This is a genomic window from Pseudodonghicola sp., from assembly GCF_048268305.1.
Classification (GTDB): Bacteria; Pseudomonadota; Alphaproteobacteria; order Rhodobacterales; family Rhodobacteraceae; genus Pseudodonghicola.
Genome location: NZ_JBLWVT010000003.1, coordinates 474,813 through 487,165 on the forward strand (window position 1 = coordinate 474,813; position 12,353 = coordinate 487,165).

A 12,353-nucleotide genomic window follows, 5' to 3' on the forward strand; every position below is an offset into this window, starting at 1 on the left:
GGCGGCGAGGCGCTGACATCAGCTTGTATTCTGGTGCGTGATACTATAACACTTCGATGGTTTTCGCGGAGTGTTCCGATGTCCCTCCCCTCGCCCCAACCCGGCACCCCCCTGCCGCTGACGCTGCTCACCGGCTTTCTGGGCAGCGGCAAGACCACGGTGCTGAACCGGCTGCTGTCGCATCCAGACCTGGCGCGCACCGCGGTGATCGTCAACGAATTCGGTGAAATCGGGTTGGATCACGATCTGGTGCGCAGCTCCTCCGACAGCATGGTGCTGCTGCAATCGGGGTGCCTGTGCTGCGCGCTGCGCGGCGATCTGCTGGAGACGCTGGAGGAACTGGCCGAGCGGCGCGAGGCGGGCGAGCTTGAGTTTGACCGGGTGGTGATCGAAACCACCGGCCTCGCCGATCCGGCGCCGATCCTGCACACGCTGATGACGGCGCCGAGCCTGGCGGATCGCTTCACCCTCGATGGCGTGGTGACGACGGTCGATGCCGTCACCGGTGCCGCCACGCTCGACCGCTATGAAGAGGCGCGCCGACAGGTGGCACTGGCCGATCTGCTGCTTTTGACCAAGACTGACCTGCCCGAAGCGGCGGCCGAGGCGGCGCGCCATGCCATTGCCGCGCTGAACCCGGCGGCGCCGCTGCTGACGGTCACCGACGGCCGGGTCGATCCGCAGGCGCTGACCGGGCTTGGCCATTTCGACCTGACGATGAAATCGGCCGAGGCGCAGGCCTGGCTGCGGCAGGAGGCGGTGCCGGAGCCGCAGCTTCTGGGCACCGAGGCGCTCAGGCATCTGGACGAAATCCGCTCGGTGTCCTGGGCGACGGATGCGCCGATCACCGCCGCCGCCTTCGACGCCTGGATGGATATGCTGATGGCCCGGCGCGGCGAGGATATCCTGCGGTTCAAGGGGCTGATCCACCTGACCGATGTGCCCCATCCCTTCGTGGCGCATGGGGTACAGCATATCTTTCACCCGCCGGTGCCGCTGAAGGACTGGCAGGGCGAGGATCGGCGCACCCGGCTGGTGATGATCGTGCGCGATTTTACTGACCCGGAGTTGCAGGATCTCTTCGCCTTCCTGAAATCCATGCCGGCCGAGACCGCGGCGCTGCCGGTCGGATACCTCAGCGCCGAAACCGAAGACTGACGAAAGGACCAGCCCGTGCCCGCGACCAAGGATCAGATCCCCGTCTTTCTGCTGACCGGTTTTCTCGGCGCCGGCAAGACCACGCTGCTGAACCGGATGATGCAGGATCCGGCACTGCAAGACAGCGCGCTGGTGATCAACGAATTCGGGCTGGTGCCGGTCGATCACGATCTGGTCCGCAAGGGCGACGAGCGGCCGATGGTCACCACCACCGGTTGCATTTGCTGCACCGCCGGCAGCGATCTGCGCAGCTCGCTCGACCAGCTTCTGCAGGGCCGGCGCGACGGCAGCCTGCCGCCCTTCTCTCGCGTGATCGTCGAGACCACCGGCCTGGCCGATCCGGCGCCGATCATCAACAGCCTGATCCCCGGCGGCATGACGGCGGTGTCACTGCGTGATCACGCGGTGGCGCGGGCGTTCCGGCTGTCTTCGGTGATCACCGTGGTCGATGTCGAGGGGATCGAGGCGGCGCTGGCCGCCCATCCCGAGAGCCTGCGCCAGATCGCCTTTGCCGATCACGCGGTGCTGACCCGGACCGATCTGCGCCCGGCCGGCGACTGGCCCGACCGGCTGCGGGCGATGAACCCGGCGCTGCGTATCCACGACGCCACCGACCCCGGGTTCGATCTGGCCGCGCTGCTGACGCCGGGCAGCTATTCCGCCTTCGGCAAGGGCGGCGACGTCGCCGCCTGGCTTGCCGCCGAAAGCGAGGTGGAGGCCTGCGACCATGTCCACGATCCCAACCGACACGGCAATATCCAGGCGATCCCGATCACCTGCGACCAGCCGCTGGAGGAGGACGCGCTGCGCCGCTTCCTGTCGGTGCTGACGGCGCAACCGGGCAGCGGGTTGTTGCGGATCAAGGGGTTGGTGCCGCTCGCCGACGACCCCGCCGCCCCGGCGGTGGTCCATGCGGTGCAGCACCGGCTTTACCCCTTCACCCGGCTCGACGGCTGGCCCGGTGGTATCGCCGAGGGGCGGCTGATCTTCATCGGCAGCGGGTTGGACGAGGTGGCGCTGCGCCGGCAGTTCGGCATCATGACCGGCAAACCGCTGAGCCTGCCCAGCTTCACCGCCTTCCGCCCCGGCTGACAGAGCGCGGGGCACCGCCCCCGCCCTTCCCGCCAAAGCTCCCCATCAAAGACCACAGCGCCGCGATCCAAAACGCGAAAACCGCCCGGCCCGGATCGGGATGGCGGCTTAACGATCTGTCATATCTGGGAAAACTTGGGCTCAGGGCCCTCGATGGTGCGCTGGGACGGAGTTCGGTCGAACGCTCCTGAAGATGATAACGGCACCGATCAAGACGAGCCCGAAGCCCTCAGCAACAACAGGATTTTCGAAGAGCTTGAACGCTGGGATAATATCCTGCGTCCCCATGCGAAAGAGTTGCGCAAATTGCGGGGGCCACGTCCATGAGCCGTCCTGCCCCGTTTTCATTGCGCCTCACACCACAGGAACGGTCGCAGCTTGAAGCTCAGGCCGGGCCGATGCCTCTGGCGTCCTACATCAAGTCCGTGGTTTTCGCTGCCGAAGCCCCGAAGTATCGCAGGCAGCGGAAACCACCTGTTGCGGAGCAACAGCTTCTGGCTGAGGTGCTGGCGCGGCTGGGCAGCAGCCGGACGGCCAGCAATCTCAACCAGATCGCAAAACACCTCAATCAGGGAACGCTGATGCTCGATGAGGACCTTGCGGCGGACTTGCACCGGGCTGTCGCCGAAGTTGCCTGGATGCGCGTGACCTTGATGCGGGCGTTGGGGGGCAAGTCATGATCCTCGTCGCGTCACAACGGGCTGGAGCCCGTGCCCTGGCCGATCACCTGATGAATGATCGAGACAACGATCATGTCCAGCTCGCCGAACTCTCGGGGTTCATGGCCGGTGATCTGCATGGGGCGCTGGACGAAACCCATGCGATTTCCAAGGCAACAAGATGCAAACAATATCTGTTCTCGGTCAGCCTCAACCCGCCGGAAGATTATGTGGTTTCAGAAGAGGGTTTCCGTGAGGCTGCGGATCGCATCGCCGTAAAGCTCGGCCTGTCCGACCAACCACGCGCTATGGTCATCCATGAAAAAAATGGCCGTCGCCACGCCCATGTCGTGTGGTCTCGCATTGATGCCGAGACCATCACCGCGATCAACCTGCCGCACTTCAAGACGAAGCTGCGGGACTTGTCGCGTGAGTTGTTCCTCGATCATGGCTGGGAGTTGCCGAAGGGGCTGAAGACCTATGGGGACAAAGACCCACTCAATTTCACCTTGGCCGAATGGCAGCAAGCGCAGCGAGTTGGCATCGACCCCAGAGAGATGAAACAGCTCTTTCGCGAAGCTTGGGGCCAATCCGATGATCTAAACTGCTGGTCCCGTGCCTTGTCGGACAAGGGCCTGTATCTGGCGAAGGGCGATCGGCGCGGCGTCGTCGCCCTCGATGTCCACGGCAATATCTACAGCCTGTCTCGCTGGTCCGGCGTCAAATCCCGGGATGTGAAAGCGCGCCTTGGTGATCCAGCCGACCTTCCAACGGTTGCCGATGTGGAGGCAAAGCTGCGCCTCAAAAAGACAGAACAAGTGCATGATTATATTCAACAAGTGAAAGATCGCCATGTTCAGGACATGCAGCCATTCAATGAAGAACGGGCAATGATGGTCCTGGCTCAACGCCAGGAGCGCGCTGATCTAAACGCGAAGCAGGAACAACGCTGGATCGAGGAAACCAAAGCCCGCTCAGATCGCCTCAACAAAGGTCTGAGGGGGTTGTTTGACAGGTTGACCGGCGCCCATCGCAAGACCGTGCAAGAAAACGAACGCGCGGCGAAAACTTGCGCGCATCGCGATCAGGAACAACGCGACCGGTTGATCCTGGCACAGATGACCGAACGCAAAGGCCTGCAAGAACGCGCGAAGGCGATCAAAGCGAAACACCGGAAAGATAGGGCTTTGCTGGCCAAGACTATCGCCGCCTATCTGCGGCGTCCGACGGTCGAACATGGTGCATCGCAGACCCAACACCGATCGCGGGGGCCGAGCCTCGATCGCTAATTCACCCGTTTGTACCTGCGCTCTACCCGCGCGGACATGAGGAGTCCTGCTTCATCTGACAAGCACTCGAAACTCTATGAGGAGAAGTGCTTTGTCACCCTTCACGAAACGGATTGCCCTTACGGGCCTCTCTCTTGCCCTTGGGCTTGTCGCGACACATGCGGCGGCGCAAAGCCTCTTTGCCCCGAATGCGAGACGATATTACTCGTCGGAAGAGCTCTACTTCTGGATGGCGGTCACACGCGTGACCGTGATCTTTCTATCCACGACGGCGGGCTTTGCCATCGGATGGTTTTGCTCCCCCCAAGCCAGACCGTTCCGCCAGAAAGTCATGACCGTTCTTGCCCTGGCCGCCGTTGCCATCGCCGTACTTAACAATGGCATGCTCGGCTGGAGCCTGGCGTCCATCCTTGCCATCGTCGGCTTCTGCGCAGGCCTGGGCTATTGGCTGGGCCGTGCCATCAGCCGCATGCTGGAACGGCCCACCACCCTCGGGTCGGCCCAATGGGCCAGCATCTCCCATCTGCTCGAAAAAGGCCTCTTTGGTCGAGACGGCATTATTCTCGGCCAGATGCAAGACGGGGACGGCAAGCTGGACCTCGCCTACAAAGGGCTGCGCCACCTGTTTACCTTTGCCCCGACGCGATCGGGCAAAGGTGTGGCGCATATCGTCACCAACCTGTTGAACTATATGGGGTCGGTGCTGGTGATCGACCCCAAGGGCGAGAACCTGACGATTACCGGCAAGGCCCGCGAGGCGATGGGGCAGAAAGTCCTGGCGGTTGATCCCTGGGATATTGCCGCGACCAAGGCCGGGTTCACGCCCGCCCGGATCAATCCGCTGGACTGGATTGATCTTGCTGATCCCGATGCCCCCGAGAATGGCATGCTGCTTGCCGATGCCATTGTGCAGGTCAGCGATCGGGGTGAGCCCTTCTGGGACGAAGAAGCCAAGGCGCTTTTGCAAGGGCTGATCCTTCTTGTGGCTTTTGATGCGGCCTATAACGGCTGCCGCAATCTCGGCACGGTGCGGGACTTGTTGCTCCTTGTCGGAGACGAGCAAACTGCCCTGTTCGAGCGTATGGCCAACTCGCCGCATGCGCTGATTGCCAGCACCGGAGCGCGCTGCTTGCAAAAGGACCCCAAGCTTCTGAGCAATGTCATGGCATCGCTCCAGGCGCAGACGCATATGCTGGACAGTGAGCGTGTGCGCGAGGTCTTGTCGGTATCGGATTTCGATTTTGCCGACCTCAAGACCGGGTTGGTGTCGGTGTTCCTGGTCCTTCCTGCCGATAGGCTGGAAACCTTCAACCGTCTGCTGCGCTTGCTGGTGCAACAGGCGATCACGGTCAACGCCCGGAATATCGACGTGCAGCCGGAAAGGCCGATCCTCTTCATCCTCGACGAGATGCCTGCCCTGGGGCGGTTGAAGATGGTCGAGCAAGCCTACGGTCTGATGGCGGGATTCGGCATGCAAATCTGGGGCATCGCCCAGGATTTGTGCCAGCTCCGTAAGGTCTATGGTGAAGACTACGAGACCTTCATCGCCAATAGCGGTGCGGTGGCGTATTTCGGGTCGGTTGATAACCGCTCGACGGAGTATTTCTCCAACGCCTGCGGGCAGACCACAGTGTGGAACCTTTCCACGGCGGTGGCATCGGCCTTCAGCTCCTCCACCGGGCCCGGCGGCGGGTCCTCTGGCCAATCTGTGACGAAAACCGACACACGGTCGGCCACGCAGCGCAAGCTGATCTATCCGGATGAGCTGCGGCGGCTGGATGACGATCTGCAACTCGTCCTGATCGAAAATGCCGATCCGATCATCGCTGACAAGCTGCGGTGGTACGAAGACCCGATCCTGAAGGACAAGGGCGTCAACCTGCACGAGGCCTGACGCAAATCCAGCACCTCCCCGGTGGCGCTACCGCCGGGGAGGTTTCCGTTTCATCTTCGACCAAGAGGCCTCCCATGACGGACCGCGACAGCAAACCTGCAAAAATCCCGTTCCAAAGAGTCGACCCCGAGCAAGGCAGAATCGCCTTCAGGCGTTCCGACGCGTCGGCTCAGACAATCACCACCCCTGATGGTTCGCCCCTGCGCGACAAGGACAACGCACATCCCACGCTGAAACCGGCCAATGCGGCACAGCCAGCTCCAAACCTGGCGCCGGGCGGTGCCATAGGGATCAGGACCGGCCTTGCCGCCAGATCACCCGATGCCGATCCCACACAAGACATGCGCTTCCTGCCGGAGTTCGAGGAGGGCGATCTGGCCTACGATCACGGCATTGAGGTGGACCCCAATCTCCACACCGAAGGGCAGGTGCTCACAATGCCCGGCTACAGCTTTGTTGCGCGTGTCGGCGACGAGCCTCGTCGCGAGGGGATCGACGGCGGCAAGATCGACCAACTGGCCCTGATGAAGGACGGAACCACGGTTGCCCGCTACGACCATGGCTGGGAGGTTGAACCGACTACGGCGGAGCAACGGGAAGCCCTGCATCGCGTTCGCACCGGCCTCGACGACACACCGGAAAAGCGCATCAGCGCGCCGGAGCACGATCAAAGCAACAGCCATGAGATCGACCGATAGCCCGTAATTGGGATTATCATCCTACGGCGGGATGGCACAGTGTCGTGCTATCCTGCCGATATGTCTCAAGTTGATTTTATGACCTATTTACAATCCCGTGTGGCCGAGCATCCCGACAACCAACCGATCGGGCGCATCTACCAGAACAGCGCAGGCGCGGATGTTCTGATCCATCTCCCGCAACATTATTGGAATTACGTGGACTGGTCGGAAGCGCGCGGCGATATAGACTTCCAGCACTGGGTGACCCACACTGAACGGCACCCGTTCGAAGACTGGTCGCTCTCACAACTCCTCATGTATTGGCTCTGGCTCGACGAATGCCGCCGCCATCGCTACGGACACCCGACACCGACCAATACCCCGCCGGAAGGCTATGAACCCTACGGCGAACGCGCAAATGATGCATGATTGGCCCCGAAGGATGAGGGCACTGCGACGAAACAAAGGGGATTTGCCTCACCGGAACATATTGGCCCGAACCTGCACCTCAGATTCGCGAGATCGGCCCAATCCGGACCTTCGCCGGAAAGGTCTGCGCTGCGGTGCGGCGAAGCCGGAGCGGTCATTCTGGTCTCGTGCAGCACCTATTGGAGCAAGCGCCGGCTATCAGCGCAAAAGACCCTTGATAAAGGTCGCGATTGGATGAACAGTTTGTGGCAAGTCACACGGAACCTCTCAAATGATTGATGGATAAGAAATAATTTATGAAATTCGATTTGTTTCTAAGGGATTTGACTTGAGCCAAGCAGCTATACGGCATGTGTCAGTTCGTGTTCCTTGGCATGACAGCAAGTGGAATGGCCGTGTCTGTAAGGATCCGAAGGGGAATTCAGCTTGCCTTGCTGTGCGCAGGACCGCGCAAAATCGCGACGATGAATTCGAGACGCAGTCCGCAGGCGCCGCGTTCGCCGAGCTTGAACAGATGCCGCCCTGTCTCGCGGAACGAGGGACTTTCCTGTCTCCGCAGCCTTTCATTCACCGGAGCAGGCTGGACTATTCCAACTATAGCAAGGAGCATGAGCACATCCTGCCCACGCCGGTCCATGTGCCGGCGTACGGTGGCGTACTCACGCCCTTCAAATGGATGCTACGTGAGCATGCATGGCAGCTGTCCGAGGATCTTGGGCTTGATGTAGAAGAGTCGCGTGAGCCGCAGGAGGGCAAAGCACCCCAGCTGATCGTCGATACGCCGTGGGTTCAGGAATGCGATAATCAAAGAAGCTTGCTCGAAGGGTTTCACTCGCTGCTCGAAGACGGCGAATCACTAGTCTTTTTCTATGCGCGTCAAACGCCGATGGCCGAAAGCCAGGCCCGCCAGATCGTCGCCGTTGCGCGACTGAGCGCGACCGGGAAAGTCGACGAATATCCTTATGATGGGGGCAAGGCCGCAGGCCGGATTCGATCCATGGTGTGGGAACGACCGTTCCAGCATTCCTTGCGCCCCGACCCTGAAAATCCAGGTTTTTGGACTGGAGGTGTCGTCCTTCCCTATCACGAGCTGATCGAAGCGGCCGCCAAAACAGACGACATCGACCTTGCCGAATTTGTCGCTGAAGTGCCGAGCGAGGGCTATGAGCAGTTTCTCTATGCCAGCGAGCATGTGACGCATGGCAGCGCGATTACTGCGCTGCAGGCTGTGCGGACGGCAATCGACGCCGCATCAAAGGTGCTGCCCGGGCCTTGGACCAATTATCTCGCCTGGATCGATAGCGAGCTCAGCCGCCTGTGGACCATGCAGGGCTCGGCACCAGGACTGGGCAGCGCGCTTTCCTGCTTCGACCCGAAGTTCAACGGCACTTTGTTTGCGCTGGCGCTCGCCTCCGAGATCGAGGAAGGCGAAGATCCGTGGCCAGCAGTCGAAGCCATTTTTTCTGGTGCGCGCACGCCGCCAGCCCGCGCTCCGAAAATTTCGTCGATGCAATCTAAGCGCTTCAAGCGGCTAAGGGAGCAGGAACCGGATCGCTATGATCTGATGCGCCTTCTCTCCTGCTTTGAACTGACGAAGGAGCAAGCCCAAACAGCATATGCCCGGCCTGACATATTGGCCGTGTTGGCCAACCCCTATTTGATCTTTGAAGACACCCGCCTTTCCTCCAATCCGGTCAGCCTGACGACCATTGATCGCGGTCTTTTCCCGTCTCAGAAATCCGCTGCAAAGCCAGCACTGCCTCGCGAATGCGAAATCGATCTGGACGAAGCCGATCATCCGCTGCGGCTCAGGGCCATCGTCATTGAGGCGCTGGAACAGGCTGCGCTGCAGGGACACACGTTGCTCAGCGCCGAAATTCTCTCGACCGCGGTGGCCGAACTGCCCTTGTCCCGAACCGTCACGATTGATGGACCGACGCTCGATCTGTGCAGGGAGGAGTTCGAGGGCGCGATCTGCGTGCTTGACTATGAAGGCACGCTATTCGCGCAGCTCGGCCGCTATGATAAGGCGCGCGACGTCATCGCATCTCATGTCCAAGCCCGCCTCAAGGCCGGAACGACTGCCAGCGTCGACTGGCCAAGTCTGGTCACCGCCAAGTTCGGTGACCCGGTGGCCGGAGATGAGGATGAGCAAGCCGCACAGAACGAGAAAGTCCTGGCGCTCGAAATTCTGGAGCGGTCGAAAATCGCGGTCCTTACCGGGCCTGCTGGCACCGGCAAGACGACGCTGCTCAAGATCTTTCTCGATCAGGAGAAGGTGGTGGGCCGGGATATTTTGCTCCTAGCTCCAACCGGCAAAGCCCGCGTGAGGCTGGGACAACAGACTGGCAGGCCGGAACAGGCGCGAACGCTCGCACAATTCCTCAACGAATTCGGACGCTACGACGGCGAGACCGCGCGCTATCTGGTGCGAACCGATGGAGCGACGGCTGAGGTAACGACATGCATTGTCGATGAGTCATCGATGCTGACGGAAGATCAGCTCGCCTCGCTTTGCAGCGCCCTTCCGAAGGCCGCGCGCCTTATTCTGGTCGGCGATCCGCAACAGCTCCCGCCCATCGGGGCCGGGCGGCCTTTCGTCGATATCATCAATCATCTCGATGCGCACGATGGCGTGGGCCTAGCGCGGCTAACCGTCAGCCGTCGCCAGTCCGAAGGCGGACTTGTGCCCGCCCTGTCTCTGCCCGATGTCCAGCTGGCCAATCTCTTCTCCGGCAAACCGCTACCGCCAGGCGAGGATGCGGTGATTTCCGCAGGCCAGACCCCAGCGGACTCCACACGCCTGAAATTCCGTTCTTGGGACACGCCTAGCGATCTGCGCGAAACAATCATCGACGTTCTCGCGGAGGAATTGGGTTCAACCGGTGATGATCTGGAACGACAGGTTGAGCTGTCGTTAGGCGGCACCGGAAGCGGCGATTTCATATATTTCAACGAAGGGTGCGGCGAAAAGGCCGAAGCTTGGCAAATCCTCTCTGCCCATAGGAACATGGCTAGCGGATCGGCCGAGATTAATCGCCTGATCAAACAGACTGTGCGTGCCGAGCGACTGGCCTCCGCCCAGCGCTGGGGAAGAGGTTGGAGGATGATCCCGCCGCGAGGCGCCGATCAAATCACCTATGGCGACAAGGTCATGTGCTTGCGCAACCATTCGCGTAAGCGATGGAACAGAGAGGCTGGTCAGCGTGCCGGCTATCTCGCAAATGGAGAAGTTGGCATCGTCAATGGCGATGCCGGCAAGCACAAGCTCTATTGGACGAAGGTCGAGTTTGCCTCGCAGAGCGGCGAAAGCTTCAGCTTCAAGCCGGGCGATTTCTCAGACGAAGGCAGCCCCTACCTCGAGCTCGCTTATGCCGTCACCGTGCATAAGGCACAGGGATCGGAATTCGGCGCGGTGATCCTCGTCCTGCCGCGCAGCAGCAATCTGCTAACCCGCGAGATGCTATATACCGCGCTCACCCGCCAACGAAACCGTGTCTGGATTCTGCATCAGGGTGCCTTCAGCCACTACCGTAAGTTGAGATCGGAATTCTTCTCCGAGACCGCGAGGCGGTCCACCAATCTGTTCGGCGCGCCTGATATGCGTCACCTGTCGGTTCAGGATATTGGCGGTATCCGCTGGGGCTGGCTGGCCGCCAAGCTCGTTCACGCCACACGTCGCGGGGATCTCGTCAGCTCCAAATCGGAGATATTGATCGCCGATACGCTCTACGCACTCGAGCAGGCAGGCAAGATCCGATATAGCTTCGAGAAGCCGCTCACCGACGGTGCTGGCGGCTATCGTCTCCCGGATTTCACCATCGAGCATGAGCAGGATACCTGGTACTGGGAGCATTGCGGCCTGATGGATAAGGCGGACTATGTCGAGCGCTGGACGCAGAAATTAAGCTGGTATGCAGCACAGGGCATCAGCGTTTGGGACAACAACAATCCATCTGGCCGGCTCATCGTGACTGAAGAGACCAAGGATTCCGGCTTTGATAGTAGGGCAATCCATAACCTTGCCGAGCACCTCTTCGGCATGTGATGGCGCTGCAATTTTGGGGTGGTGGACCCTTTTGTAACGTTGAGTATCCTAATCTCTGCGCCTACGAGATGGCTCCCAGGCCCAAGGTAAGGTCCGCTTCCTGCCGCATCGCGGCCGTTCGTGCGGGACGCAGCGAAGGTCGGTTGTCCGCCACTCTATCGCCTTGCATCGGTCACCCCGTGAACTGCCCGTGCCAGCACCCCCTAAACCCTATGGCCAGCATCCTAGCCTGTACGGCGGGCAGGATGCGGGTGTTTGGGCGCGTGACCGCAAAGCTGATATGCTTTCACAACTTGGCCGCCCCGTTTACGGGGCGGTTTTGCGTCAGAAGAGGGAAAGTTGGCGCTGTTCCTTCCAGCGATCCGAACGGGCATTCTCGTCCAGCCACGCTATGACGTGATCCGCCAGAGCCTCGGGCGGGATCGTTCCCGCCACGACGAAATGCGACTTATACCCCGTTTCGGGGACGGGCAGTGGCACCCGACCGTCACTGAGGATTTCGATATGATCGCAAGGGCCACCCCAGCGACAGGGGTGGAAGATCAGCGTCATGCCGATCCCCCGCCAGTCGATCCGGATTTCCCGAATGCTCATGTCATCAACGGCAGGCGTAGATGAGCGCCTCCCCCGCGACGGTGGTTTCCGCGAACTCCATGCCCAAATCGCGGGCGATAGCGTCATAGTCGATATAGAACCGCAAAGGTTCGGGAATATCGCCATAAAGCCCATCCTCCACGAAGCTTTCGGCCAGCTCCCTCAAGGTCTCCACCGGATAGATGTCCACCTCGTAATCCTCAGGCTGTTGTTCGGGGTCGAAACGGTAACCACACTCGCCCACGGCGATGATCACGCGGCGCTTCTGATCGTCGTCCCAGTTCTCCACACAGTCCAGATAGCTGTGCAAATTGGCCTGATTGAGGCCGATAGCCTTGGCCAAGGCGCAATCGAGCGCCTCGCCGTCGATAAACTGGAGTTCGAACTCCTCGACCGGATGGCCATAGGCTCAGGACTCATAGCCAATAGATGGGGATTGCGGCGAGAGCGATGGCGGAGAAGAAGGCCTTGGGGCACCTGTCGTATCGGGTTGCCACGCGGCGCCAGTCC

Annotated in this window: 10 protein-coding genes and 1 pseudogene; 8 read left to right on the forward strand and 3 right to left on the reverse strand. The window is 60.8% G+C overall.

Annotation, left to right across the window (positions count from 1 at the left end):
* The first annotated feature begins 78 nt into the window (after positions 1-78).
* From ACN0V4_RS08050 to ACN0V4_RS08085, 8 genes are all read left to right on the forward strand, one after another.
* On the forward strand, positions 79-1,158 hold the full coding sequence (locus ACN0V4_RS08050; protein WP_417674806.1) for a CobW family GTP-binding protein: 1,080 nt from the start codon (positions 79-81) through the stop codon (positions 1,156-1,158).
* Positions 1,159-1,173: 15 nt separating this feature from the next.
* On the forward strand, positions 1,174-2,250 hold the full coding sequence (locus ACN0V4_RS08055) for a CobW family GTP-binding protein (RefSeq protein ID WP_417674808.1): 1,077 nt from the start codon (positions 1,174-1,176) through the stop codon (positions 2,248-2,250).
* A gap of 323 nt (positions 2,251-2,573) precedes the next feature.
* Positions 2,574-2,930 carry a hypothetical protein gene (locus ACN0V4_RS08060; protein ID WP_417674810.1) on the forward strand — a complete coding sequence of 119 codons (357 nt, stop codon included), beginning with the start codon at positions 2,574-2,576 and terminating at the stop codon, positions 2,928-2,930.
* Positions 2,927-4,198, forward strand: a complete 1,272-nt coding sequence (locus ACN0V4_RS08065; RefSeq protein ID WP_417674812.1) for a relaxase/mobilization nuclease domain-containing protein — start codon at positions 2,927-2,929, stop codon at positions 4,196-4,198. The genes ACN0V4_RS08060 and ACN0V4_RS08065 overlap by 4 nt, the downstream gene beginning before the upstream one ends.
* A gap of 91 nt (positions 4,199-4,289) precedes the next feature.
* Positions 4,290-6,092 carry a type IV secretory system conjugative DNA transfer family protein gene (locus tag ACN0V4_RS08070; protein ID WP_417674814.1) on the forward strand — a complete coding sequence of 601 codons (1,803 nt, stop codon included), beginning with the start codon at positions 4,290-4,292 and terminating at the stop codon, positions 6,090-6,092.
* A gap of 74 nt (positions 6,093-6,166) precedes the next feature.
* The gene (locus ACN0V4_RS08075; protein WP_417674816.1) at positions 6,167-6,790 is read left to right on the forward strand and encodes a hypothetical protein; all 624 of its coding nucleotides are present in this window, start codon (positions 6,167-6,169) and stop codon (positions 6,788-6,790) included.
* A 78-nt stretch (positions 6,791-6,868) separates the two neighbouring features.
* Positions 6,869-7,201, forward strand: coding sequence for a hypothetical protein (locus ACN0V4_RS08080; RefSeq protein WP_417674818.1), 333 nt, complete (start codon positions 6,869-6,871; stop codon positions 7,199-7,201).
* A gap of 328 nt (positions 7,202-7,529) precedes the next feature.
* Positions 7,530-11,249 (forward strand): ATP-dependent DNA helicase, encoded by a 3,720-nt coding sequence (locus tag ACN0V4_RS08085; protein ID WP_417674820.1) that lies wholly within the window; start codon positions 7,530-7,532, stop codon positions 11,247-11,249.
* A gap of 324 nt (positions 11,250-11,573) precedes the next feature.
* On the opposite strand, the gene ACN0V4_RS08090 is transcribed toward ACN0V4_RS08085, so the two are convergent.
* The 3 genes and pseudogenes from ACN0V4_RS08090 to ACN0V4_RS08100 all read right to left on the reverse strand — a co-directional run.
* Positions 11,574-11,843 carry a hypothetical protein gene (locus ACN0V4_RS08090; protein ID WP_417674822.1) on the reverse strand — a complete coding sequence of 90 codons (270 nt, stop codon included), beginning with the start codon at positions 11,841-11,843 and terminating at the stop codon, positions 11,574-11,576.
* 4 nt (positions 11,844-11,847) lie between these two features.
* Positions 11,848-12,186, reverse strand: a complete 339-nt coding sequence (locus tag ACN0V4_RS08095; protein WP_417674824.1) for an antirestriction protein ArdA — start codon at positions 12,184-12,186, stop codon at positions 11,848-11,850.
* Between the two features lie 73 nt (positions 12,187-12,259).
* Positions 12,260-12,353 (reverse strand): annotated as a pseudogene (locus ACN0V4_RS08100) (IS5/IS1182 family transposase); the annotation flags it as partial.

Bases quoted from the DNA above. Each gene is read 5' to 3' on its own strand.
- ACN0V4_RS08050 (WP_417674806.1), top strand. From the start codon at position 79: ATGTCCCTCCCCTCGCCCCAACCCGGCACCCCCCTGCCGCTGACGCTG.
- ACN0V4_RS08060 (WP_417674810.1), top strand. From the start codon at position 2,574: ATGAGCCGTCCTGCCCCGTTTTCATTGCGCCTCACACCACAGGAACGG.
- ACN0V4_RS08065 (WP_417674812.1), top strand. From the start codon at position 2,927: ATGATCCTCGTCGCGTCACAACGGGCTGGAGCCCGTGCCCTGGCCGAT.
- ACN0V4_RS08075 (WP_417674816.1), top strand. From the start codon at position 6,167: ATGACGGACCGCGACAGCAAACCTGCAAAAATCCCGTTCCAAAGAGTC.
- ACN0V4_RS08080 (WP_417674818.1), top strand. From the start codon at position 6,869: ATGACCTATTTACAATCCCGTGTGGCCGAGCATCCCGACAACCAACCG.
- ACN0V4_RS08090 (WP_417674822.1), bottom strand. From the start codon at position 11,843: ATGAGCATTCGGGAAATCCGGATCGACTGGCGGGGGATCGGCATGACG.